Source organism: Aurantimonas sp. A2-1-M11, from assembly GCF_036549475.1.
Taxonomy (GTDB): Bacteria; Pseudomonadota; Alphaproteobacteria; order Rhizobiales; family Rhizobiaceae; genus Aurantimonas.
Genome location: NZ_JAZHLI010000002.1, coordinates 118712 through 143687, shown reverse-complemented (window position 1 = coordinate 143687; position 24976 = coordinate 118712). Strand labels below are relative to the sequence as shown.

General features: G+C 67.1%; 21 protein-coding genes and 1 tRNA gene. 3 read left to right on the top strand and 19 right to left on the bottom strand.

Annotation, left to right across the window (positions count from 1 at the left end):
- Positions 1-5 precede the first annotated feature (5 nt).
- The 4 genes from VQ042_RS01625 to VQ042_RS01610 form a co-directional block, all read right to left on the bottom strand.
- Positions 6-638, bottom strand: a complete 633-nt coding sequence (locus VQ042_RS01625; RefSeq protein WP_331814739.1) for an ATP-dependent Clp protease proteolytic subunit — start codon at positions 636-638, stop codon at positions 6-8.
- 190 nt (positions 639-828) lie between these two features.
- On the bottom strand, positions 829-3180 hold the full coding sequence (locus VQ042_RS01620) for a mechanosensitive ion channel domain-containing protein (protein ID WP_331814736.1): 2352 nt from the start codon (positions 3178-3180) through the stop codon (positions 829-831).
- Between the two features lie 243 nt (positions 3181-3423).
- Positions 3424-4788, bottom strand: coding sequence for a trigger factor (gene tig, locus VQ042_RS01615; RefSeq protein ID WP_331814733.1), 1365 nt, complete (start codon positions 4786-4788; stop codon positions 3424-3426).
- A 78-nt stretch (positions 4789-4866) separates the two neighbouring features.
- Positions 4867-4951: transfer RNA gene (locus VQ042_RS01610), tRNA-Leu, on the bottom strand.
- Between the two features lie 369 nt (positions 4952-5320).
- On the opposite strand from VQ042_RS01610, the gene VQ042_RS01605 reads away from it, so the two are divergent.
- A complete protein-coding gene (locus VQ042_RS01605; RefSeq protein WP_331814730.1) occupies positions 5321-5464 on the top strand; it encodes a DUF1127 domain-containing protein in 144 nt (47 codons plus the stop codon).
- A 482-nt stretch (positions 5465-5946) separates the two neighbouring features.
- Positions 5947-7368 carry a methylenetetrahydrofolate--tRNA-(uracil(54)-C(5))-methyltransferase (FADH(2)-oxidizing) TrmFO gene (gene trmFO / locus VQ042_RS01600; RefSeq protein ID WP_331814727.1) on the top strand — a complete coding sequence of 474 codons (1422 nt, stop codon included), beginning with the start codon at positions 5947-5949 and terminating at the stop codon, positions 7366-7368.
- 36 nt (positions 7369-7404) lie between these two features.
- On the opposite strand, the gene VQ042_RS01595 is transcribed toward trmFO, so the two are convergent.
- The 5 genes from VQ042_RS01595 to yajC all read right to left on the bottom strand — a co-directional run bounded on the left by VQ042_RS01595 (position 7405) and on the right by yajC (position 13715).
- Complete coding sequence (locus VQ042_RS01595) at positions 7405-9189, bottom strand: DUF4153 domain-containing protein (protein WP_331814724.1); 1785 nt, start codon at positions 9187-9189, stop codon at positions 7405-7407.
- A gap of 121 nt (positions 9190-9310) precedes the next feature.
- Complete coding sequence (locus VQ042_RS01590; protein ID WP_442880006.1) at positions 9311-10141, bottom strand: phytoene/squalene synthase family protein; 831 nt, start codon at positions 10139-10141, stop codon at positions 9311-9313.
- A 136-nt stretch (positions 10142-10277) separates the two neighbouring features.
- Complete coding sequence (locus tag VQ042_RS01585) at positions 10278-10667, bottom strand: Mth938-like domain-containing protein (protein WP_331814719.1); 390 nt, start codon at positions 10665-10667, stop codon at positions 10278-10280.
- A gap of 1 nt (position 10668) precedes the next feature.
- The gene (secDF, locus tag VQ042_RS01580) at positions 10669-13236 is read right to left on the bottom strand and encodes a protein translocase subunit SecDF (RefSeq protein ID WP_331814717.1); all 2568 of its coding nucleotides are present in this window, start codon (positions 13234-13236) and stop codon (positions 10669-10671) included.
- A gap of 140 nt (positions 13237-13376) precedes the next feature.
- On the bottom strand, positions 13377-13715 hold the full coding sequence (gene yajC / locus VQ042_RS01575) for a preprotein translocase subunit YajC (RefSeq protein WP_331814715.1): 339 nt from the start codon (positions 13713-13715) through the stop codon (positions 13377-13379).
- Between the two features lie 165 nt (positions 13716-13880).
- On the opposite strand from yajC, the gene VQ042_RS01570 reads away from it, so the two are divergent.
- On the top strand, positions 13881-14768 hold the full coding sequence (locus VQ042_RS01570) for an ATP-binding protein (RefSeq protein ID WP_331814712.1): 888 nt from the start codon (positions 13881-13883) through the stop codon (positions 14766-14768).
- A gap of 78 nt (positions 14769-14846) precedes the next feature.
- Here VQ042_RS01570 and VQ042_RS01565 read toward each other — a convergent pair whose 3' ends face one another.
- The 10 genes from VQ042_RS01565 to VQ042_RS01520 all read right to left on the bottom strand — a co-directional run bounded on the left by VQ042_RS01565 (position 14847) and on the right by VQ042_RS01520 (position 24932).
- Positions 14847-16130 (bottom strand): peptidoglycan DD-metalloendopeptidase family protein, encoded by a 1284-nt coding sequence (locus tag VQ042_RS01565; protein ID WP_331814710.1) that lies wholly within the window; start codon positions 16128-16130, stop codon positions 14847-14849.
- Between the two features lie 137 nt (positions 16131-16267).
- Positions 16268-16930: a protein-L-isoaspartate(D-aspartate) O-methyltransferase gene (locus tag VQ042_RS01560; protein WP_331814708.1), complete on the bottom strand. Its 663-nt coding sequence runs from the start codon at positions 16928-16930 to the stop codon at positions 16268-16270.
- Positions 16930-17685 (bottom strand): 5'/3'-nucleotidase SurE, encoded by a 756-nt coding sequence (surE, locus tag VQ042_RS01555; RefSeq protein ID WP_331814706.1) that lies wholly within the window; start codon positions 17683-17685, stop codon positions 16930-16932. Before surE ends, VQ042_RS01560 begins: the two co-directional genes overlap by 1 nt.
- Entirely contained in the window at positions 17685-18968 is a 1284-nt protein-coding gene (gene serS / locus VQ042_RS01550) for a serine--tRNA ligase (protein WP_331814704.1), read from the bottom strand. Before serS ends, surE begins: the two co-directional genes overlap by 1 nt.
- A gap of 46 nt (positions 18969-19014) precedes the next feature.
- Complete coding sequence (gene tatC / locus VQ042_RS01545) at positions 19015-19830, bottom strand: twin-arginine translocase subunit TatC (RefSeq protein ID WP_331814702.1); 816 nt, start codon at positions 19828-19830, stop codon at positions 19015-19017.
- Positions 19827-20300, bottom strand: coding sequence for a Sec-independent protein translocase protein TatB (gene tatB / locus VQ042_RS01540; RefSeq protein WP_331814700.1), 474 nt, complete (start codon positions 20298-20300; stop codon positions 19827-19829). Before tatB ends, tatC begins: the two co-directional genes overlap by 4 nt.
- A 77-nt stretch (positions 20301-20377) precedes the next feature.
- On the bottom strand, positions 20378-20611 hold the full coding sequence (locus tag VQ042_RS01535; protein WP_331814698.1) for a twin-arginine translocase TatA/TatE family subunit: 234 nt from the start codon (positions 20609-20611) through the stop codon (positions 20378-20380).
- Positions 20612-20656: 45 nt separating this feature from the next.
- Positions 20657-21781 (bottom strand): ABC transporter ATP-binding protein, encoded by a 1125-nt coding sequence (locus VQ042_RS01530; protein WP_442880005.1) that lies wholly within the window; start codon positions 21779-21781, stop codon positions 20657-20659.
- Positions 21782-21870: 89 nt separating this feature from the next.
- Positions 21871-22890 carry a beta-N-acetylhexosaminidase gene (gene nagZ / locus VQ042_RS01525; RefSeq protein WP_331814696.1) on the bottom strand — a complete coding sequence of 340 codons (1020 nt, stop codon included), beginning with the start codon at positions 22888-22890 and terminating at the stop codon, positions 21871-21873.
- Between the two features lie 128 nt (positions 22891-23018).
- Positions 23019-24932: an SPOR domain-containing protein gene (locus VQ042_RS01520; protein WP_331814694.1), complete on the bottom strand. Its 1914-nt coding sequence runs from the start codon at positions 24930-24932 to the stop codon at positions 23019-23021.
- Positions 24933-24976 lie beyond the last annotated feature (44 nt).

The window sequence follows — 24976 nt, the reverse complement described above, 5'->3', positions numbered from 1 at the left end:
CAGCCCTATTTAGTTGCCTCGACCTCGAGAGCCGCGCGCGAGGAATAGACCTTGTCGATCAGGCCGAACTCGCGGGACTCCTCGGCCGTCATGAAATGGTCACGATCGAGCGTGCGTTCAACCGTCTCGTAGTCCTGACCGGTGTGCTCGACATACACCTCGTTGAGACGGCGCTTCAGCTTGATGATGTCCTGGGCATGGCGCTCGATGTCCGAGGCCTGGCCGGAGAAGCCGCCGGACGGCTGGTGCACCATGATGCGAGCATTCGGCGTGGCGAAGCGCATGTCCTTGTGACCGGCGCACAGGAGCAGCGAGCCCATCGACGCAGCCTGGCCGATGCACAGGGTCGAGACGGCGGGCCGAATGAACTGCATCGTGTCGTAGATCGCCATGCCGCTCGTGACGATACCGCCGGGAGAGTTGATGTAGAGGGCGATCTCCTTCTTCGGATTCTCGGCCTCCAGGAAGAGGAGCTGGGCGCAGACCAGCGTGGCCATCGAATCCTCGATGGGCCCGGTGATGAAGATCACCCGCTCCTTGAGGAGCCGCGAGAAGATGTCGTAGGCGCGCTCGCCGCGATTGGTCTGCTCGACCACCATGGGGACGAGGTTGATCGCGGTTTCCACGGGATGTGTCATCGGTCGTCGTCTCGCTGCTTGTCTGAGGAGCAGCACCGCTCGGTGCCGCGGGAATAGCGAAGGGATTCGTCTCGTTCAGTAGATAGGACTCGGCCGCGCGCCGATGCAAGGCGTCTGCCCCGCCGAATGCCGTGAACCGCAAGGGATCTGACAACACGGTGTATATGGTCCCCGGTGGGGCCGAACGCAATCAGCCCCTGCCCTCGCCGGCACTGTCGATGTCGCCCTCGCCGGGCGGAATCGGCTTGTGGTCGGAATCACGTGTCCCGTAGTCGCCGGCGTGCGGCGGGCTCGGACTGGCGCTGGCTTCGATCTCGGGCCGCTCGACACCCTTCTCCAGATCCTTTCGCACCCGCACGGGCGGCGCATTGCCCGCGCGGTCCTCGCCGAACCAAAGGGTCATGTGCGGGAACGGTATCTCGATGCCGCGCTCGTCGGACATGCGCTTGATGATCTCGCGATAGGCCCGTCCGACCCCCCACTGGGTGCTCGGCTTGGTCATCACCCGGGCACGCACGACCACGGCCGAATCGGCCAGTTCGTTGACGCCCCACATGTCGAGCTCGCTGAGGAGGTTCTCGCCCACTGCGGTGGTTTTCAACTCGTCGAAGGCGTCGAACATCATCTGCTTCACGTCGTCGACATTCTCGCGATAAGCCACGCCGATATCGGCGAGATAGTAGGCAAAGTCCTTCGAGAAGTTCGCCACCTGATCGACCGAGGAGAACGGGATCAGATACCAGGTTCCTTCCAGGGTGCGCAGGCCGACCGAGCGGACCGTCAGTTCCTCGACCACGCCGGAAACGCCGTTCAATTCGACGATGTCGCCCTCGTTCATGGCGTTCTGGATCTGGATGAAGGCGCCGGTGATGATGTCCTGGACGAATTTCTGCGCACCGAAACCGATGGCGAGGCCGACGACACCGGCACCGGCGAGGAGCGGTGCGATATCGATGCCGATCTGCGACAGCACCAGCATCGCCACCAGCACGATCATGGTGATCGTGAAGGCATTGCGGAACAGCGACAGGAGCGTGCGCTCCCGCGCTGTGGGGACGCTGCCGTAATTGGGGTTGAGGCGGTACTCCACCCAGGACGACACGCCGATATAGATCGACACGCCGACGGCGAGGATGATGCCCGCGCCGAGGAGCCCACCGGCAAATCGCTGCCCCAGTGGGCTCGCCAGCCAGTCGCTGAAGGACAGGATGTTCCAGGCTTCCAGGATCACCCCCAGCACCACCACTATGACGATCCCGCGCAGGACGGTCAGCGCATTGGGAATGAAGGAGTTCACCCGGCGCTCCAGCAGCGGCAGCCGATCATTGATGTTCTGCGGGATCGGGATGCCGCGGGCGATCATGCGCGACAGCACCGACACGATCAGCCCCCCGACCGCCATGGCGGCAATGGATTTCAGGGTGGCCTCGGTCATGAAGGCGAGCCCGGATACGGGACTGCGGACCCAGACGACGAACAGCGACACCACGAAGCCGATCGCCAGGGCCCACCAGATCTGGCCGAGAAATGCGTAGACCCAGGCGCCGACCGAACGATTGCCGGCCTGCTTGCGGCGCTTCAGGCGCTCGCGCACGACGCCGCGATTCTTCAGGATCAGCCCGATGGTCAACAGGAGGCTGAGCACCACCACGATGAAGCGCACCGCCTCGGCCGCCGCGATGCTCGACGATTGCTGGACGATCGGCGCGACGAACATGAAGGTGTAGCCGAGGATCGAGATCAGCCGCGAGATCCAGAAATACCAGTAGCTCGCCTGCCGGTTCGAGAAGGGCGTCAGCCGCAATTGCGGGAAGGACGGCGACACGAAGCTCGCCAGCCCGACCTTGACCATCTCGATCAACAGGAAGGCGTTCAGGAACAGGGCCTGGTTGATGCCAGGTTTCCCGCCAAAGAAGAGCACTGCGGCGACGTAGCCTGCGGCCCAGCCGACGACCACCGACAGGGCATCGACGACCGAGGAGACGATCAGCAGGAGCAGCTTGTTGATCGGGCCGCTCCGCTCCGCCGTATCCGCGAGCCGCCGGAAGATCGGATATTTGATGAGCCGGCTGGCGAACAGCACGCCGAAGACGACGAGCGCCACCAGCGCCACCGGCAGGATCGCCTCGATTAGAACGGGCAGGTCGATCCGGCTGGCGCCCGACAGCATCTGCGACGCCGACGAAACACTCTCCGAGACCTGGTCCCAGGTTTCCAAGAGCCCCCCCGCCATGGAACGCGTCCACAGGGCGATCTCTCCGGGCAGCGTCAGCGGGGCGCCAGCGGCGGCGGCATCGGCTGCCTCTGCCGATTCTGGCGCCCTGTAGGCCGCCGCCTTCAGCGATTCGATCAGCTTGGCGCGGGTATCGTCGTTCTCCAGGATCCCGATCAGATCGTCCAGCGACGGGTCGGCGGCGGTACTCGCCTCGGTCTCCGTAGAGCCGCCGATCGCCAGTCCTGGAATCTGGGCCAGGCTCGCTCCGGTAAACAGCAGGAGGCCGAAGAGAAACGCGAAAATGCCAGTCGTCGGGAATCGAAGCATGCCGGGGTTATGCCTGTTCTGTGGTCGGGCCGGATGATGGCGCGCCAGCCGCGCCGACGGACCGGCTGCTGGCGAGATGCCGACGCGAGGCGTCCGCGCGGCGGCCCGTCTCTGTCGGCGAGAGCTTTGACCAGACTTGGGCGGGACGAAACCCCGCTCCTGCGGCCACATAAGCGAAAGGGCCGACTCGCGTCGGCCCTTTCGCAGATTGCGTGGTGACGAACGTCACGGCGACGCTGCGCCTTACGAGGCGAGCGCGGCATCCTTGTCGTCTTCGTCCTCGGCCATCAGCTCTTCCTTGCTGACGGTCTTGTCGGTCACGTCCACCTCGCTCAGGAGATGGTCGACGACCTTCTCCTCGTAGAGCGGCGCGCGCAGGCTGGCGACGGCGTCCGGATTCTTCTGGAAGTACTCGTAGACTTCCTTTTCCTGGCCCGGATAGCGGCGCAGCTGCTCGAACATGGCGCGCTGCAGCTCCTCGTCGGTAATCTGCACGCCGGCGTTCTCGCCGATCTCCGACAGGACGAGGCCGAGACGAACCCGACGCTCGGCAAGGCGGCGATATTCGGCGCGCGCCTTCTCCTCGGTCGTGTCCTCGTCCTCGAAGCTCTTGCCGCTGTTGGTCAGTTCGCTCTGCACCTGGTTCCAGATGTTGGTGAACTCGGCCTCGACCAGCTTCTCCGGCAGGTCGAAATCATAGGCTTCGTCGAGGGCGTCGAGGAGCTGGCGCTTGACCTTCTGGCGCGTCGCCTGGCCGTACTGGCTCTCGATCTGTTCGCGTACGACGGTCTTCAGGCGATCGAGCGATTCGACACCGAGCTTGGTAGCGAACTCGTCGTCGATCGCGGTCTCCTCGGGAGCCGCGACTTCCTTGATGGTGACGTCGAAGGTCGCCGCCTTGCCGGCCAGATGCGCTGCACCGTAATCCTCGGGGAAGGTCAGCTCGACGGTCTTCTGGTCGCCGGCCTTCACGCCGACCAGCTGGTCCTCGAAGCCGGGAATGAACTGCTTGGAGCCGATCACGAGATTGGAATCGGTCGCCGCGCCGCCCTCGAAGGGCTCGCCGTCGACCTTGCCCACAAAGTCCATGGTGACCCGATCACCCTCGGCCGCCGCGCCATTCTTGGCAGCGTAGGTCCGGGCGTTCTCGGCGATACGCTTCACCTGCTCGTCGATCTCCTCGTCGGCTACCTCGACGATCGGGCGTTCGATCTTGATGCCGTCGGTGCCCTTGATCTCGAAGGAGGGCAGCGTCTCGTAGCTGAGGGTGAACTTGAAGTCCGCCCCGCCGCTCAGCACCTTCTCGGCCTCGCCCTCGTCCTCGGACATGCCGATCTCGGGCTGCATGGCGGAACGCTCGTTGCGCTCGGCGATGACATTGCGGGGGGTCTCGGTCAGGATCTCGTTGACGATCTCCGCCATCAGCGACTTGCCGTACATCTTGCGCAGATGGCCAACCGGCACCTTGCCCGGCCGGAAACCTTTCAGCTGCACCCGGTCCTTGGCTTCGTAGAGCCGCGTCTGGAGCCGCGCTTCAAGATCCGAGGCCGGCACGACGATCTCGATCTCGCGCTTCAGGCCCTCGGCCTTGGTTTCCGTTACCTGCATTCTGGATACCTTCTTGATGTGCTCGAACCGACCGATCATTCAGGCCGACCCGAGATGAATTCCGTGAAAGCGGCCGCCTGGTGCGGGTGGAGGGACTTGAACCCCCATGCCTCTCGGCGCTTGGACCTAAACCAAGTGCGTCTGCCAATTCCGCCACACCCGCATGAAGCGCCGTACGGTGGGCGACGCGAGGCGCGCGCCTCTATATCACCGGCCTAGCGGCCACGAAAGGCCTATATGGGGCGCAATCGGCATGATTGCATGGCTTTTTCGCCGACGATTGCGCCATTTCCGTCGATTGGGTGCCGAACGACCGGACGATCCTGCCGCGACGCACCCACCCCCGTCGGCGCGGATCCGCCACGCATCGTGGCGCGCGGCGGCGTGTTGCGTTGCACAAATCGCAAGGCTGCCATGCAACGAAGGCTCTACCGGCTGCCTGCCCGGCCGCCTAACTTCCAATCATCGAAGCGACGCAGACACGAAACACCCCGCCGCTTCAATCGATTTAAGTGACCCGCAGGATAGTCCGATGAACCTGGTCCGCTCCTACAACAACTGGCGCCGCTACCGCGATACCGTCAACGAACTGAGCCGTCTGTCGCAGCGCGAACTCGCCGATCTGGGCATCGCCCGCAGCGACATCAATCTGGTCGCGCGCCGCGCCATCGGCTGACAGCCGGCGCACCAAGCCTTTCGCAAGGGTCCGTCCTCCTCCCAGGACCCAAGCGGATCGAGATCTGCCACTCCTCCTCCCAGGCAGATCTCAGTTAGTCGCCCGCCGGGTCCTCCCCCCGGCGGGCGCCACGAAATAACAGAGCTTCGCCAAGGGCCACTCCTCCTCCCAGGCCCGAGGCGGAAAAAGTGCCTGCGCATCCTCCTCCCAGCGCGGGCATCTCTCAGTCGCCCGTCGGGTCCTCCCCCCGTCGGGCGATCAGAGCACCCCGGTTTCGCGTAGGGTCCACCTCCTCCCGGGCCTGAAGCGGATACGACCTGCGCATCCTCCTCCCAGCGCGGGTCCCAATGCGACACCCGTCGGGTCCTCCCCCCGGCGGGTGTTGTCGTTTGGGGCCGGAAAATCTTCCGGCGGGCACGCAGATCGCCGCGCCTCGGCTGTGGGGCCTTTCGATCGCCGCATGCCGCTGCTAGATTCGGTCCATGTCGAAACACCCCATTCATGTCGTCGGCGGCGGGCTCGCCGGTTCAGAAGCCGCCTGGCAGATCGCCGAGCGTGGGCTGCCCGTGGTGCTGCACGAGATGCGGCCCGGGCGCGGAACCGAGGCCCACAAGACCGACCAGCTCGCCGAACTCGTCTGCTCCAACTCGTTCCGCTCGGACGACAGTGAAAGCAATGCCGTCGGCGTCCTCCATGCCGAGATGCGGCTCGCCAATTCGCTGATCATGCGCTGCGCCGATGCCCACCAGGTTCCGGCCGGAAGCGCGCTCGCGGTCGATCGCGAGGGCTTTGCCGGCGCGGTCTCGCAGGCGATTGCAGGCCATCCGCTGATCACGGTCGAACGCGGCGAGGTCGAGGGCCTGCCGCCCCAGGAATGGGGGCCCAGCATCGTCGCGACGGGGCCGCTGACTGCCCCCGCGCTCGCCGAGTCGATCAGCGCGGCGACCGGCACCGACGCTCTCGCCTTCTTCGACGCCATCGCGCCCATTGTCCATTTCGATTCCATCGACATGGACAAGGCCTGGTTCCAGTCGCGCTACGACAAGGTCGGCCCCGGCGGGACGGGCAAGGACTACATCAACTGCCCCCTCGACAAGGATACCTACGAGCGCTTCGTCGCCGCCCTCGTCGAAGGCGATCGCGCCGAGTTCAAGGAATGGGAGGGCACGCCCTATTTCGACGGCTGCCTGCCGATCGAGATCATGGCCGAGCGCGGGCCCGAGACGCTGCGCCACGGCCCGATGAAGCCGATGGGCCTGACCAACGCCCACCAGCCGGACGTGAAGGCCTATGCCGTCGTGCAGCTGCGCCAGGACAACGCCCTGGGCACGCTCTACAACATTGTCGGTTTCCAGACGAAGCTGAAATACGGCGCCCAGGCAGCCGTGCTGCGAATGATCCCGGGCCTCGAGAACGCCGAGTTCGCCCGGCTCGGCGGCCTGCATCGCAACACCTATCTCAACTCGCCGACGCTGCTCGATTCGACGCTGCGGCTGAAGGTCCGGCCGCATATCCGATTCGCCGGGCAGATCACCGGCTGCGAGGGCTATGTGGAATCGGCTGCGGTCGGGCTGATGACCGGCCGCTTCGCCGCCGCCGAGCGTCTGGGCGAAGCGGCGGCACCGCCGCCGCAGACGACGGCCATGGGCGCCCTGGCTGCGCATATCACCGGTGGCCATCTCGCCCATGAGGAAGAGAGCGGCAAGCGGTCCTTCCAGCCGATGAACATCAATTTCGGCCTGTTCCCGCCGCTCGAACCGGGCGCCATCCAGCGGCCGGAAGGCGTCACGCGCTTCCGCGGCAAGGACAAGGCGATCGCCAAGAAGAAGGCGCTATCGGCGCGTGCGCTCGCCGACTTTGCCACCTGGCTCGGCCGTCCGGCGATCGCCGAAGCGGCGGAGTAGCGCCCGCCGGGCTGCGCCGGGCGCTCGGATGCGGGCTTACCCGCCCGGGCGCTCCTGCCATTCCGCGGTGCGGTAAGAGACGCTCATGAGCGTTGACAGGATCGTGCCGTCGGCCCGATCACGCACGATCTGGCGCAGGGCGAGCCGCACCGTCCGTCCATTCGCGCCTGTCAGGTCCACGATCTGCATTGGCAATTGGTCCGGCAGCGTCGAGAACACCGTCTCGGGCAAGGCATCGACCGCCCCGCCCAGGTCGAATCGGTCTTCGGCGGCGCCGATTCGCAGCAGCAGATCACCGCCCTCGAGACGCAGCGCCGGCTGATCCGCCGTAAGCGGCCGATCGTCGGAAACCGCCGGTTCGGCCGCACCCACGGCACGCTCGAGAATGATGCGGTCGAAGCCGGCCATGTCGAGGGTGGTCGGCGCATTGGCCGTGAAGCTGCGCAGTTCCTGCACGCCGACCGGCCCGGAGAGCTCCAGCGCAGCGAAGATCCGTGAGAGCCGGTCCGCAGTGTTGTCTTCCAAAATGTCGGACGGCAGCAGCCCCGCCAGGCGGTCGAGCTGGTCCACCTCGTCGAGCACATAAAGACGCGAGCGCAATTCGGCCGCGTAACGCTCCAGCCGGTCCGCGCCGGTCAGCCGGCGGCCGCCCGCCCCGTCTTCCACGAACCGGTCGATGATGCGCCCTGCCTGGCTGCGGCCGACCGTGTCGTAGGCACCCCATGGGCCGAAGGCGGAGACTGCGAGAAGCAGGATCGGCACGGCGGCCATCCAGCGCAGGTCGCCGCGGGTCGGCCGCGGAAGCTGCAGCGCCACGACCAGCGCCGCCGCCAGCGCGCCCAGAAGCAGGTAATAGCGTTCGAGCGTGAAGCCCTGCGCCCCGATCCGCAGCCAGATGGCATAGGCCAGCAGCGCCAGCGGCACGAGGATGGCGAAGGCAAAGAAGCGCGTGAACAGCCGTGTGGCCGCCGCCGCGCCGGAGCGGAAGGGATCGACGGCGATGCGCAGCGTCAGCACGAACAATGCGAAGAAGGTGACGATCCAGCCGATCTCGCCCTTCGGCACCTCGCCGGTGACGAGGATCTTCGCGGCGTACAGGTGCAGAACCAGCGCGGTGGCCAGAACCAGCGGCACCGCGACCCAATCGAACAGGATGCGCAAGCCGGACACCAGCCGTTCGTCAGGGCCCGTTGGCATCGTCTCGTCGAAGCTGCGAGGAATGCGCCCAAGGGCAAAGAGCGGCCCCACCAGCGCGAAGGCGGTGGCAAAGATGTGCTCATAGGCGTCGCTCGGCAGGCCGACGTCGAAGAGGTAGCGGATCATTTCCAGGATCGCCGACAGGCCGAGGACGAAAAGCAGCACGGACACGAAGGCCAGGCTCGCGCCGATCCCCGTCCAGAAGGTGAAGACCCAGAACCGCTCCGAATCGCGCAGGCCGACGAAACCGGCCAGCGGCACGGCGAATGTCGCGGCTGCGATCAGCGGCGGGGGAAACACCGACAGGCTCGGGCCGAACCAGATACCCAGCCCCACGACGAGGCCGACGAGCAGTGAACCGCCGTGTCGCGCTGTCGCAGACGCTCCCCTCGCCTCCATTGCCAGCGTCATGCCCACCGAGGACGCCGCCGCCCCGTAGAAGGCCGCCAGCAGCCAGGCGAGATCATCCTCTGCAACGGGATAGACGCCGCGGAGGGCGAGATTGGACAGAATCGCGATCGCAAGGATCAGCAGGGTCGCAAGGGGAAAGCGGACAGCCGCGATGCCGGCGCCCTCGGCCAGCGATCGGGAGAAATGCCCGACATGGCGGGGAGCGGATCTCATTGTACGCAGTGCCATCGCTCGGCCGGCTTTCGGATCGGTGGGAAAGTCTGATCGCGGCTCGGACACCTGATCGGCAGGAGGCGATGTAACCCCGGATGGCCTTGGCCGTCGATCCCTGCCGTCAGCGCCGCATGGTCCGCCAGGCGATATAAGCCTTGCGCAGCGGCCCGATCTCCGCGGGTCGGTCCAGCGTCGCAGCCCCATCGCGCGCGATGCGATCGAGGTAGCGGCTCGCGAAGGCCGCGGGCAGGAATGCCGGGCGCAGCGCCTTTGGAATAGTCCCGATCCCCGGTGCCCAGGCTCCCACGTGCTGGCGGCCGAAGGCGGCCATCGCCGCGATGGCGCGGCCTGCCGGCTCGCGTTCGCCGCGGATCAGCTCTTCGGCCGAGCATCCGGCGGCCGAAAGGATGTCCGCCGGCACGAACACCTGTCGGCGCGCCCGGTGCTGGGGCAGAAGCCGCAGGACGCCGGCGATCGTCTGCGCGACACCCGCATGCCCCGCCGCGTCGGCCTGCGTCTCGGCCTCCTCGCGGGACAGCACCATGGCTGCGACCATGATCAGCGTCGACGCGGTCTCGCCGGCATAGGCTTCCAGCGCCTCGCTGGACGGCATGGGATCGTCGTAGAGATCGAAGATGCGCGCTTCCAGCAACCGGTCGAAGGCGGCGCGCGGCAGCTCATGCCGTTCTATCGTGTCCGCCAGCGCCGCGGCCACCGGATGCCCGGCAGCCCCCTGGTCGGGCGCCGCCAGCGCGTCGCGCCACCATTGCAGGCGAATCTCGCCCGGCATCGGCTCGCTCACCGAATCGCGCACCCGCGCGGTCTCGATGTTGAAGGCGTAGAGCGCGGCGATGGCATTGCGTCTGTCGGCCGGGACGAAGGCCAGCGATATCGCCCTGTCGCGATCGGCCGTCTCGACCAGGCGCAGGCACTCGGCATAGGTCTCGTTCAGATCCGTCATGGCCGTCCGTCAGAGCCTCGGCTGCGATCGCGGGTCAACTGCCCGCAATGGGAGATGGCGTCGGGTGGCAGGCTCGGCGACGGCTGTTCCGGGCGTCAGCGTACCGCAGAGCTCGCCGAGACGATGTTCAGTCGACGGCGACGAGGGCGGCGGCCACCGGCCGCCCTTCGGACAGCATGATGTTGAATGTCCGCACTGCCGCACCGGTCGACATCGGGTCGCAGGCGATGCCGGCCTGGCGCATGCGGTCGCCAAGCGCCGGCGGCAGCCGCCTGATGTCCCTGCCCGTTCCGAACAGGAGGAAGCCGATCTCCTCGGCTTCCTCGAACACCATGCCGAGCCGCTCGCCGGTAAACGGCGCGTCCGCCGTGCCGTCCCAGCCGTAGATGCCCGACGGCAGGCACAGGATCGAGCCGCGATGCGACATGGAGGCAAAGCGGAAGCCACCATTGCCATAGGCCTCGATGGGCGCGCGGCCGGGAAAATGCGCCGCGCGGATCTCGATGCCCTTCGCCATGTCAGGCCTCGCGCGGCGTAGATCCGCCCTCGCGCGCCGCCTCCTCCTCTTCCTTCTTGGCCGCAAAGTCGGAGGCCCGGAGGTTGAAGAAGATCAGCGCCGGCGCCGCGACGAAGATCGACGAGAACGTACCGATCGCCACGCCGAACAGCATCGAGGCCACGAAGGATCGGATCACCTCGCCGCCGAAGATGAACAGGGCTGTCAGCGCCAGCAACGTGGTTGTCGACGTCATCATCGTGCGCGACAGCATCTCGTTGTCCGACAGATCGAGAAGCTGGCCGATCGGCATCTTCTTGAAGCGCCGCAGATTCTCGCGGACCTTGTCGTAGATGACGACCGTGTCGTTCAGCGAATAGCCGACGATGGTCAGGATGGCCGCGACGCTGGCGAGGCTGAACTCCAATTGCGTGACGACGAGGAATCCGAGCGTCAGGAACACGTCGTTGACGGTCGCTATGATCGATCCCAGCGCGAACTGCCACTCGAACCGGATCCAGACATAGATCAAGATCGCGACGAGTGATGCGAGCACGCCGATCACCGCCGCCCAGGCCAGTTCGCCCGACACGGTGGGTCCGACGACCTCCGTCCGGCGGAAATCGTAATCGGCCGCCAGGGCTTCCTGGGCCGATTCGACCACCGCAACCTGCGAGGCGTCGCCGCCCTGCGAGCCGATACGGATCAGCGCTTCGGTCGTGGTGCCGAACTCCTGCACCTGGGCATCGGCCACCCCGACCTCGTTCAGCCGCTCACGAATATCGCCGATATCGGCGTTGCCGTTTTTCGACTGCACCTCGATCAGCGTACCGCCGGTGAAGTCAATACCGAGATTGAGGCCGACGGCGAACAGGCCGCCGATCGACACGACGCACAGGAACATGGACAGGAAGAAGGCCTGGATCCGGACCTTCATGAACGGGATCCGGGTCACTTCGGGCACCAGCCGGATGAAGCCGCGCGGCAATTCCTTCGGCCGGCTGCGGCGCACCCAGGCAGCCGCGAGCCAGCGCGTCAGGGTGAAGGCGGTGAAGACGGTGGTGATGATACCGATCGCCAGCGTGACCGCAAAGCCGCGCACCGGGCCCGACCCCAGGAAGAACAGGACCACCGCGGCGATCAGCGTGGTGATGTTGGCGTCGAGGATCGTCGCCAGCGCCTTCTGGAAGCCGCTGTCGATCGACTGGACCACCGATCGGCCCTGCCGGCGCTCGTCGCGGATGCGCTCGTAGATCAGCACGTTGGAATCGACGGCCATGCCGAGCGTCAGCACGATGCCGGCGATTCCGGGCAGCGTCAGCGTCGCGCCGATCACGGTGAGGATCGCAAAGAGCAGCACCAGGTTCGCGATCAGCGCGATATTGGCGAGGATGCCGAGGAAACCGTAGGCTGCCAGCATGAAGACGACCACGAGAAGCGCGCCGATCACGCCGGCCATCTCGCCGGCGGCGATCGAATCGGCACCGAGGCCCGGTCCGACCGTTCGTTCCTCGATGATGTTCAGCGTCGCGGGCAGCGCGCCGGCCCGCAGCAGGACCGCCAGATCGTTGGCGCTCTGAACGCTGAAACTGCCGCTGATCTGCGCCTGGCCGCCCAGGATCGCCTCGCGGATGTTGGGCGCCGACAGGACCTGCTCGTCGAGGACGATGGCGAAGGGCCGTCCGACGTTCTGCTGGGTGACCGAACCGAAGCGCTGGGCACCCTGGGTATCGAACCGGATGTTGACGACCGGCTCGTTGGTCTGGCTGTCGAAGCCGGCCTGGGCATCGGTCAGGTTCTCGCCCGAGACCATGACCTGCCGCTGGACCAGGACCGGCGCAGGCGTCGGGTCGTTGGTATAGAGGAGCTCCGAGCCGGCGGGCGGACGGCTGCCACGCGCCACCTCTTCTGCCGAGGCGGTCTGGTCGACCAGGCGGAAGGTGAGCTTGGCGGTCTGGTTGAGCAGCGACTTCAGCCGCTGCGGGTCGCCGAGGCCCGGCACCTGGACCATGATGCGGTCGGTGCCCTGGCGCTGGATCACCGGCTCCGTCGTGCCGAGTTCGTCGACGCGGCGGCGCACCACCTCGATCGACTGGGTCACCGCCGCGGAGGTGCGGTAGGCGACGCCCTCGTCGGTCAGCGACAGGGTCAGGACACCCGGCTCCGGCTCCGTGATGGCCACTTCCGTCACCGCGCCGCCGCCCAGCATGCCGCCGCTGGAGATCGGGTCGGTCATCGACGACAGCGCCTCGCGGGCAGCTTCGGCCTGGCCCGGCTCGCGCAGGCGGATGGTCACCGTGCGGCCGCTGTCCGTCAGGCCGGCATAGCCGATGCGCTCGGTCCGCAGCGTCTGGCGCGCGTCATCCCGCAGGGTCTGTACGCGGTCGCCGACCAGCGACGGGGAATCGACTTCGAGCAGGATGTAGGAGCCGCCCTGCAGGTCGAGCCCCAGGGTGACTGTCTCCTTTGGGAAGAAGGACGGCAACTTGTCGAGAGCCTGCTGCGGCAGCACGTTCGGCACGGCGTAAAGAACGCCGATGGCGACCGTCAGCCAGATCAGAAACGTCTTCCAGCGCGAGAAATAGAGCATGGGGGTCCCGACAGGGTCGACGGCTGCGCCGGCCTCGGCGCTCCGTTGTGCAAGCGTTGCATCGTCGCGCCCGACCCCTCAGACGGGGCGGGCAGCGACGATATTTTCGTCCAGTGGCGCTGTCTGCCGCGCCAACACGGCTATTTGGTGTTGGCGGCCGTCGGCTCGCCCTTCACGCGAACGTCAGCGATCGTGCCCTGCATGACGCGCACGCGGGTCTGTTCGGAGATCTGGACCTCCAGTTCGCCGCTGTCGTGAACCTTGGTGACCTTCCCGATGATGCCACCGCCGGTGACGACCGTATCGCCGCGGCGGATGTTCTTCAGCATTTCCTCGCGCTTCTTCATCGCGGTGCGCTGCGGCCGGATGATCAGGAAATACATGATCGCGAACACGGCCACGAACGGCAGCACGCTGATCAGGAGATCGCTTCCCCCCGCAACGGAACCCGTTTGGGCGAAAGCCTCGGACACGAACATTGGAAGAACCTCTCAGAAAATCGGCACACGATCATGCCTCGCGCCAATCAGCGCCGACACCAGGGCCTTTACGATGTGCGCGGAATATACGATCGGTCGCCCCGAATGCAACAAGCGTGGGGCCCGACCGAACGTCCGGACCGCCTGCAAGACGAAAGACCCGCCATGGATGCCGCAGAACTCGCCAGCCTGAAGCACACGATGGAGCGGATCGCGGGGGCGCTGGAACGTCTGGCGCCTGCCCCTGCCCCGGCGCCTGACTTTACGGCGGCGGACTGCTTCGTCTTCGAACCGCCGGCTGCGCTGAACCCGGTTCCTTCGGTGAACCGCGTGCCCATCGACCTTCTCAAGGGCATCGAACGCTCGCGCGACATCCTGGTGGAGAACACCGACCGCTTCGCCCGCGGCCTGCCGGCCAACAATGCGCTCCTGTGGGGCGCCCGCGGCATGGGCAAGTCGTCACTGGTCAAGGCAGCCCACGGCGCCGTCAATGCCGCGCTCGCACCCGGTGCCGCGCCGGTCAAGCTGATCGAGATCCACCGCGAGGACATCGACCACCTGCCACGGCTCATGGGCATCGTGCGGGCCGCGCCCTACCCGTTCCTGCTGTTCTGCGATGATCTGTCCTTCGACATGGGCGATTCGGCCTACAAGTCGCTGAAGGCGGCGCTGGAAGGCGGCGTCGAGGGCCGGCCGACCAATGTCCTGTTCTACGCGACCTCCAATCGCCGCCATCTCCTGCCGCGCGACATGATCGAGAACGAGCGCTCGACGGCGATCAACCCCGGCGAGGCGGTCGAGGAGAAGGTCTCGCTGTCCGACCGCTTCGGCCTGTGGCTCGGCTTCCACCGCTGCAGCCAGGACGATTACCTGGCGATGATCGACGGCTATCTGGCGGCCTACGATCTCGACGTCGATCGCGACCAGGTCCGGCACGAGGCGCTGGAATGGGCGACCACCCGCGGCAGCCGCTCCGGCCGCGTCGCGTTCCAGTTCGTCCAGGATCTCGCCGGCCGCCTCGGGCGCACGCTGACGCCAGCTGCCGGCGCCTGATTCCACGGGCCCGACGCGAAAAGGCCCGACCCTGCTGCTGTCCGCAGGGCCGGGCCGGTCACGCCTGGAGGTCGGCGTCTACTGGAGGTACTTGGTCGGATCGACCGGGGCCGAATCCTTGCGTACCTCGAAGTGGAGCAGCGGCACGTCGGTATCGCCCGACATGCCGGACTTGGCGATCTGCTGGCCACGCTTCACCTTGGCGCCGCGAGCGACGTCGATCGAGTCGGCATGGCCGTAGACGGTGACGAGGCCGTTGTCGTGCTTGACGAGGACCGTGTTGCCGAATTCCTTCAGCCCGTCGCCGGCATAGATCACGACGCCGTTCTCGGCGGCCTTGATCGGCGTGCCGCGCGGCACGGACAGGTTCAGGCCGTCATTGCGGCGCGAGCCGACCTTCTCGCCGAAGCGGTTGACGACGCGGCCCTGGACCGGCCAGCGCAACTGGCTGATGCCGGTCGAGTTCGGCGCGACCGCCGCAACCTCGGTTTCGACCTCGGCACTCACCGTCGTCGCGGGATCGGCCGCTTTGGGCGTCTCGGCTGCCGAAGGGCGCCCCGACTTCTCGGCGGTCCGCGGCGGCGAATAGGAATTCGGCGTGCCGCTGTCGGCCTGGGCCGTCTGCGGCGCGGCCGGGTGCTGCGGCTCGGGTGTCGAATTCGGCTCGGCGCTCGCGACCTTCGCCGGTGCCGAGGCACCGCCCGGCAGCGTCAGCGTCTGGCCGATGCGGATCTTGTCGTCGCTCAGGCCGTTGGCTCGCTTGATCTCGGCCACCGAGACACCGGTGCGGCGCGAGATGCCGAGCAGCGAATCGCCACTTTCCACCGTGACGCTGCCGCTGGCCGCCGCGGTACGGGTCGGTGCGGCCTGGGGCGACTGCATCGGACGGCCCTGCGGGGACGCCACGCGGGCCGCCTGCTCGCCAAGCGTCGACGGCGGCGCGCCGCGGCTGGCCGGCAGGGACGAGACGGGGGCGGCCGAGGCCGCAGGCTGGGATGCTGTCGTGTAGTTCGGCGGCGGCGGGGGTGGCAGCTGGCTGGTCTGGACAGCGCCCGACGTACCGACGCCGCCCTGCGGATAGGTGTTCGCCGCGGTCTGATACGAACCCGGATTCTGGGCGGGATAGCCGGCACCCGGTCCGCGGGCGACACTGCCCGTGTTCATGGCATCGACATCCCCCGGATAGGGCTGGGTGGCCGCCATCTGGTTGCTGACGGGTGCCTGAGGCACCGCGCCGGTGTAGAAACCGTCGTCGAACCGCACCACATCGGAGCTGCAACCCGCCGCGAGGCCGGCCAATCCCACCATCGCGACGGAGCGCACCATCCTGAGCCGCACGGATTTCAGCACATTGATACGCATCGCCGTCCCTTGAGTACGCAGTTTACTCTTGGACCCATAGAAGCGCGTTAATCTTACTGCACGGTTAAGTGGCGGGGTAAAAACGACATTTCTTGGTAATCTGGACGTCGGCATGGCGGCCGGTTGTGTCGCCGGCGCTAGAGAACGTCCGCCTTGCCGAAGGCCAGCGGCTGGTAGCGCACCGTGCCGAGCGGCTCGCGCTCGAACCGGCTGCCCACCTTGCGCAGGCGCAGCAGTTCCTGCGCGCCGTCACCGGGCCCGATGGCACAGATCATCGTGGCATGCGCGCCGAGCTGGTCCAGGAACTGCCGCGGCACCGAGGCGAAGGCCGCATGCACGATCACCCGGTCGAATGGCGCCCCGCCGGCAAAGCCGTCGCGCCCGTCCTCGAAGAACAGCGAGATGTTCGTGATCCCGATGTCGCGGAGGCGTCGGCCCGCCGCGTCGACGAGCCCGCGATAGCGATCGAAGGAACTGACATGGGCGCCCAGGCGCGCCAGCAGCGCCGTGACGTAGCCGCTGCCGGTGCCGATCTCCAGGACACGATGCGAGGGCTGCACCTCCAGCGCCGCCACCAGCCGCACCGAGGCCAGCGCCCCGTGCATGGTCTCGCCGCAGGCGATGGGCGCCGAGCGGTTCTCATAGGCGTTGACGACGCCTTCGGGCAGGAACAGCCGCCGCGGCACCGATTCCACCGCCTCCAGCAGACGGGGATCGGTGATCCGTTCGGACCGAAGCGCCAGCAGGAACGCCGCCAGGTCTTCCCGGTCGCGTGTCGCGCTTTGGACGTCCGTCGCCATCAGCTGAGCAGCGTGCGCAGCTCGTCCCGCAGCGCATGGGCGGTCAAGTCGAGCTGCAGCGGCGTCACCGAGATCCGCCCGGCCGACAGGGCCGAGACGTCGGATTGTTCGACTTCAGCGCCGGCCTGGCGTCCGAACGTCAGCCAGAAATACGGAAAGCCCCGCCCGTCGTGGCGCTCTTCCATGCCCAGCGAATAGTCGAGCTTGCCCTGCCGCGTGACTTCGATGCCCTGCACCTCGTCGGCAGGGACCGCCGGGAAGTTGACGTTGATCAGGTGGCCCGGCGGAATGGCGAAGCCGGCCAGCTGCTCGATCAAGGCCGGCGCGTGGGTCTCGGCTGTCTTCCATAGCGCCTCGCGGTGGCCGCCGGGACGAAACGCCTGGCTGAGGGCGATCGAGCGCAGCCCCAGCATCGTGCCTTCCATGGCGCCAGCGACGGTGCCCGAATAGGTGACGTCGTCGCAGATGTTCTGCCCGGCATTGACCCCCGACAGGACGAGGTCCGGCGGCGAATCCATCAGCTGCTTGACCGCCATGATGACGCAGTCGGTCGGCGTGCCGGACAGGGCGTAGCGGCGCTCGTCGATCTTGCGCAGGCGGAGCGGCGACGACAGCGTCAGCGAATGCGACAGCCCGCTCTGGTCGGTTTCGGGCGCCACCACCCAGACATCGTCGGTCAGGGTCCGCGCGATCCGCTCCAGCACCGCCAGCCCTTCGGCATGGATGCCGTCGTCATTGGTCAGCAGCAGACGCATCAGGCAGCCCTCTCGATCCGTTCGATCCCGCCCATATAGGGCTGCAGGACCTGCGGCACGGTGATCGAGCCGTCTTCGTTTTGGTAGTTTTCCATCACCGCGATCAGCGCCCGGCCGACGGCGACGCCGGAGCCGTTCAGCGTGTGAACGTAGCGCGCGGCCTTCTCGCCCTCGGTGCGATAGCGCGTGCCCATGCGGCGCGACTGGAAGTCGCCGCAGACCGAGCAGCTCGAAATCTCGCGGAAGGCGCCCTGCCCCGGCAGCCACACCTCGATGTCGTAGGTCTTGCGCGCGCCGAAGCCCATGTCGCCGGCACACAGGGTGACGACCCGGTAGGACAGGCCGAGACGCTTCAGCACCTCTTCGGCGGCCGCCGTCATCCGCTCATGCTCGGTGATCGACGAGTCCTCGTCGGTCACCGAGACGAGTTCGACCTTGTAGAACTGGTGCTGGCGCAGCATGCCGCGCGTGTCGCGCCCGGCCGAGCCGGCTTCCGAGCGGAAACACGGCGTCAGCGCCGTGAAGCGCAGCGGCAGTTCGGCTCCGTTCAGCACCTGCTCGCGCACGAGATTGGTCAGCGGCACCTCGGCGGTGGGGATCAGCCAGCGACCCTCATTGGTATGGAACAGATCCTCGCTGAACTTCGGCAGCTGGCCGGTGCCGAACAGCGCCTCGTCGCGGACCAGCAGCGGGGCCGCCGTCTCCTGATAGCCGTGTTCGCCGGTGTGCAGGTCGAGCATGAACTGGCCGAGTGCCCGCTCCAGCCGGGCAAGCTGGCCCTTCAGGATGGTAAAGCGCGAACCGGAGATCTTGGCGGCCTGCTCGAAATCCATCAGGCCGAGCGCCTCGCCGAGCTCGTAATGCTCCTTCGCCTCGAACCCAAAAGTCGGCGCCTCGCCGTGCCGGCGGATCTCGACATTGTCCGCCTCGTCCGCACCGTCCGGCACGTCGTCGAGGGGCACGTTGGGAATTCGGGCGAGCGTGTCCTCGAGCGACTTGTCGATGCGCCGCTCGGTCTCCTCGCCGTCCTGGATGGCTTCCTTGATTTCGCCGATCTCGCGGATCAGCGCCTCGGCGCCCCTCTCGTCGCCAGTGCCCTTGGCCTTGCCGATCGCCTTGGACGCCTCGTTGCGGCGTCCCTGCAGCGTCTGCAGCCGGGTCAGATGGGCCCGGCGTTCCTCGTCGAGCTTCAGCAGCTGGTCGGCCAGCGGCGCTGCGCCCCGCCGTGCGAGGGCCGCATCCAGCTTGTCCGGATTGTCACGTATCCATTTGATGTCGAGCATTGATTCCCCGTTCCCGACCGACGAGCGGCGGATCGAGGTCATGCCGTCAGCTTTCGGCCTGCGCCTCGCTTTCGCGCTGCCGCTGGGCCCGCTTGCGTTCGATCATCCGTGCCGCAATGATCGACACCTCGTAGAGAAGGATCGTCGGCAGGGCAAGACCGATCTGCGACAGCGGATCGGGCGGCGTCAGGATGGCCGCAGCGATGAAAGCCAGCACGATGGCGTATTTGCGCTTCTCCGCCAGTCCCACGGAGGAGGTGATCCCGGCGCGCACCAGAAGCGTCGCCACCACCGGCAGCTGGAACACCAGGCCGAAGGCGAAGATCAGCGTCATGATCAGCGACAGGTATTCCGACACGCGTGGCAGGAGCTGGATCGCCGCCTGGCCACCGGTTCCCGTCTGCTCCATCGACAGGAAGAACCACATCACCATCGGGGTGAAGAAATAGTAGACCAGCGCAGCGCCGAGCAGGAACAGCAGCGGCGTGGCCACCAGGAAGGGAAGGAACGCGCCTTTTTCCTCGCGGTAGAGGCCCGGTGCGACGAATTTGTAGATCTGCGTGGCAATCAGCGGGAAGGCCAGGAAGAAACCACCGAAGGCGGCGATCTTCACCTGGGTGAAGAAGAATTCCTGCGGCGCGGTGTAGATCAGCTCGACCTGCTTGTTGTGCACGCCGGCCCACATCGTCGCCGTCTGGTACGGCACGACGAGGAAATTGAAGATCTGCTTGGCGAAGAAGAAGCAGAAGATGAAAGCGAGGAGAAAGCCGCCGATGCTCCACATCAGCCGTGTCCGCAGCTCGATGAGATGTTCGATCAGCGGAGCCGAGGAAGCCTCGATCTCGGTGTCCTTCCGACTCACGCCGCGTCCTCGCTCTTCTTTTCTTTCGCTTCAGCGGGTTTGCCGGCCGATGCCGCCGCACTCGGGGCCGGCTCTTCGGCAGTCGCGGGGCTCTGGGTCACTCCGACCTTGTCCGGTGCGGCCGCTACCGCGGCGCCCGAGGCACTGGGAACCTTCGGTTCGGGCGCCTTCGTCGCTGCCTTGAGGGACGAGCGGATTTCGTCCCCGACCGCCTTCATCGGGTTCATCGCCGCGCGAACGTCCTTGGTGGGATCGAGATCGCGCACCTTGCTGACCGTGTTCTTGACCTCGTCAAGTTCGGCCTCGCGCAGCGCGTCGTCGAACTGCCGGCGGAAATCGCCGGCCATCGAACGCAATTGCTTGCTGGTGCGGCCGAAGGTCCGCAGCATGCGCGGCAAATCCTTTGGCCCCACGACGATCACCAGAACGATCGCCACGACCATGAGTTCGGACCAGCCGATATCTAACATTTCAGCGTCTCGGAAACAGCGAACCGACCTGATGACGACGGCGCACCGTCGTCATCGATGACCTCATATGCAGGCGATCAGTTGACCGTCTTCTCCCGCTTGACGTCGCGGGCCACCACGTCGCCTTCGGCGTGGTCCAGCGAGCGCCGTTCCTGCGCTGCCGTCTCGGTCTCGTCCTCGGACATGCCCTTCTTGAAGCTCTTGATGCCCTTGGCCACGTCACCCATCAGTTCCGGAATCTTGCCGCGACCGAAGAGCAGCAGCACGACCGCAAGGACGATGAGCCAATGCCAGATGCTGAAGCTACCCATTATAAATTCTCCCTGGAACGCGTGAGGCGTTCGCCCATACCCAAGCTAGCGATCGTCCGCCGACTTTTCAAACACGATAACGTCTTGCGGATCAACGGAAACAACGACGTCCTTCCGTCCCGGCTCGACGATTCCTGCCCGCATGCGCGAGCGCAGCGGATAATCGAGCCCTTCGATGGCCACGGTCATCAGGTCCACGCTGCCGAGAAAGCGCCGCGCGACGATGCGGCCGAACACGCCTTCGGTGCGTTCCTGGAGCCTCAGCCCCGTCAGGCGCAGGGCCACTGTCACCGCCGTGCCGTCCGGCAGAAGGGAATCCGCGACGGGACCGAGCGACGTGACGACCCGGCCGCCCCGCACCGATCCATCGATCACGTTCAGCTCGGAAAAGAACCCTGCGGCGAACAGGCTCGCCGGCCGGCTGTAGAGTTCGGCGGCCGTGCCGAGCTGGACGAGGCGGCCGTCGCGCAACAGCGCGATCCGGTCGCCCATCCGCATTGCCTCCTCCGCGTCGTGGGTGACGATGATCGCCGTCGCCCGGCTCTCGCGCAGGATCTGCAGCGTATCGGTGCGCACCACGTCCTTCAGCCGGCTGTCGAGGCCCGAGAACGGCTCGTCCATCAACAGCACCGTCGGGCGCGGCGTCATGGCGCGCGCCAGCGCCACGCGCTGCTGCTCGCCGCCCGACAAGGTGTGCGGATAAAGCCCGGCCGCGTCGCTCAGGCCGACCCGCTCCAGCGCCGCCATCGCTTCCTTCTTGGCCGCGTCGCCCGACAGCGCGGTCAGGCCGAAGCGGACATTCTCGGCGATGGTCATGTGCGGAAACAGCGCGAAGTCCTGGAACATCAGGCCGATGCCGCGCTTCTCGGGCGGCACGAATGTGCCCTCGCCCGCGATCTCGCGCCCGTTGAGGATCAGACGCCCGGCGGTCTGCCGCTCGATACCTGCGGCGATCCGCAGCAGCGTGGTCTTGCCGGAGCCCGAGGGGCCAAGGAGGCACAGGATTTCGCCGGGCTCGGCGGCGAGATTGATGTCGCTCAGGATCTGCGTATGGCCGACCGCATGGGACACGTTCTCGAAAGCCAGCCGTGCAGCGAAGCTGACGCCGGCGCTGGTCCTGGCCGAGGAGTGTCGAGATGGCGCGACGGCGTCGCGGGTCCGGTTATGCACGTGGGACAGCCCGTCAGTCTGGTCGGCGGGCGCAGGCGCCACACCTTCTGCGCTCTGGCTAACCCTTTGCCGCTGCGACGGCAACCGCTTCAGACGACGCGGGCCAACAGTGCGCCGTATTCGCCGCGCAGCGCGACCTCGTCGGCAGGCACGACCGGTGCGATACAGGCTTCCGCGGCAGCCGCGCGGCGCAGGGCCTCGCCAGCCAGCGGCTGCGCGGCGCCGGCGACCTGACGCATCTCGGCCATGTCGCCATTGCAGTGGAGCACGACGTCGCAGCCGGCACCGAGACACGCGCGGCCGAGATCGCCGAGATCGCCCTGCAGCGCCTTCATCGAGATGTCGTCACTCATCAGGAGGCCGTCGAAGCCGATCTCGCCCCGGATGACGTCGTCGATCACCACCGGTGACAGGGTCGCGGGTCGCTCGGCATCGATGTCGGTGTAGAGGATATGCGCGGTCATTGCCGCCGGCAGGCTGTTCAGCGCCTTGAAGGGCGCGAAGTCGGTCCGCGACAGTTCGGCGCGGCCGGTCGTGACCACCGGCAGGCGGTAATGGCTGTCGGCATTGCCGCGGCCATGGCCGGGCACGTGCTTCATCACTGGCAGTCCGCCACCCGCCATGAACCCGTCGGCCACGGCCCGGCCGAGAATCGCAACGGTTTCGGCATCGCGGCCATAGGCCCGGTCGCCGATCACCGAATCGGCCCTTGGCACCGGCACGTCCAGGCACGGCACGCAGTCGGCATTGATGCCGTAGACCATGACGTCGGCGGCCAGCAGTCGCCCTTGCAGCCAGGCCGCGCGCGCACCGGCCTCCGGGTCGATGGCATGCAGGCGCCCGAGATCGGCCGGCGTCGGATAGGCCGGCGCCATGGGCGGCTTGAGGCGGTTGATCCGCCCGCCTTCCTGGTCGATGAAGATCGGGGTCGAGGCGCGGCCACCGACTTCGCGCAATTGCGCAGTCAGGTCAGTGAGTTGCGACGCGTCTGAGATGTTGCGGCCGAAGACGATGAAGCCCCAGGGACGCTCATCGGCAAAGAAGGCGATTTCGTCGGCGGTCAGGCGTAGCCCGGCCGGCGCGGCAATCCACGCCTTCGATCCGCTCATTCGGGTCTCCTGTGCAGGCACGGATGGTCCCGCGTCGGAACCGGGACGTTGGCCTGCGTGATGGGGAAAAGGAGCCGGTCCGCTGGAGGACCGGCTCATCGATGCGACGCTGGCGAAACCCGCGGCGCTCAGCGCGCCACGAAGCAGCTGCCGCCGGCTGATTTCAGCTGTGAACACAGGCTCGCCGCCTCGTCCTTGGATCCCGCTGCGACGCGCACCCGGTAATAGGTGCCCTTGCCCGGGATGTCGGCCGACTGGATGACGAGGTTCCGTCCACCGATCACGCTCGCATAACGCTGACCGAGGGCCTGCGACGATTCCTGCGCCGCCGCCTCGCTGGGCTGCGAGGAGATCTGGACGTAGTAGCCGCCGGCAGCGGGTGCCGCGGGCGCTGCCTGGGCCGGGGGTGGAGGAGGCGCGATGCTCGCCGTCTCGGTCACGGGATCGACGGACGGTTCGGGCGCGATGGCTGGCTCGGGCGCGACGGCGGCCGGAGGCGCCTGCGGCTCGGGCTGCGCGGTCGCCAGCGCTGCAGTGCGAACCGGTTCCGGTGTTGCGCGAACAGGCTTGAGTGCGGGAACCGGCATGCCCGGCGCGGGCTGCCCGGCCGCGGCCGTTTCGGCCGCAGCATCGGCGGCCGCCGTGTCGGCTGTGCCGGCCGCCAGATCGACCGGCCGGGAGACCGCGGGGATCATGGCGGGATTTTCGCCGCGCAGATCCGCCATGGAAGTCTCGGGGACGGTCTCCTCGGTGACCAGCGTTCCGTCCGGCCGGACGGTCAGCGTGCGCACCCGGCGCGGCGTCAGGACGGCGATCGGCTCGGCGGCAGCCGAGGCGTCGGCGACGCGCACGGATTCCTCGCCGGCACCGTTCGCCGCGGCCCGTGCCGTGCCGATCGGGCTGAGATCGACGCCAGGCAGATCGTTGGGCGCCTGCTGCGAGGGCAATTCCAGCGGCTCTTCGGCCGCCGACAGGAGCGTCGTCTGGGATGGCTTGACGTCGACGTCCGCGCTCTGGACGCGTTCGTAGACGGCCTTGTTCTGGTTCGGCACGGCGCGGCCGCCCGGATCCTTCGGCGCGACCTTCACCGGTTCGGTATCGGCGCGCACGATCAGCACTTCGTCGGAGCCGGCGACCCCGCCGTTGCCGAAGACGTAATAGGCACCGGCTCCGCCCAGAAGCGCGATGACCAGCACGCTGGCGCCAAAGCCGAACGAGCGGGGCGAGTACCGTCCCTGCCCGGCCGCCAGCATGCCGGCGGTGGCTCGATGCGCTGCGCCGCGACGGCGCTCGCCGGACTGATGGCCGACGGGCTCGACGCCGAACGCCTGGCTGTCGTCCTGGGCAAGCCCGGCATGATGATACTGTGGTGCGGCCGCGGCCGGACGCGAATCGGCGCCGTCCCACGCTTCGTTGACGCGCTGGACCTGCGGCGCCGTTGTCATCGCAGCGAGTTCGCTGGCGATGAGTTCGTCGAAATCGTCGAGTGGCTTGGTCCTGGGCTGCGGAACCGGCAGTGGCTCGATGCGTGCCGGGACGAAGGCCTCGCTCTGATGCAGCGGCGTGCCACGGGGATTGGCCGGGGCCGACAGCCCGCGCAGCGCCACTTCGAGCTCGTTGTCGATCGCGTCGTCGAGAGGCGCCTCGGCCGCAGTAGGTGATGCCGGTGTGCGCGCCGATGCGGTGGATGTGGCGGTCGCCGCGGATGCAGAGCGCGGTGCCAGCCAATTCGCGTAGGAATTGGCGGCGGTATCGGCCTCGCGGGGCAATGGATCCGCAGGGGTCGCCGGCGTGGCGACGTCGTCATGCATCTCGAAGCTGCGGTGGAATTCCTCGTCGAGAACGCCGGCGAGCGCCTCTTCGTCGAAGACGGTCGATTCGCCGATCGGAGCGGCAACAGGGTCGCGCTCGGCGCGAACCGCCAGCCCACTGCCCCAAGGCTCGTCGATCAGCCGCGCCAGATCCGCGAACGGATCGTCGTCAGGCGTCGTCGTCAGCTGGTCCGCCTTCGAACCAGCACCCTTCATGTCCCCCGTCGACATCCACACCCCCGCCTGTTTCCATGCTCCGGAGGCGTCCGGCCCCT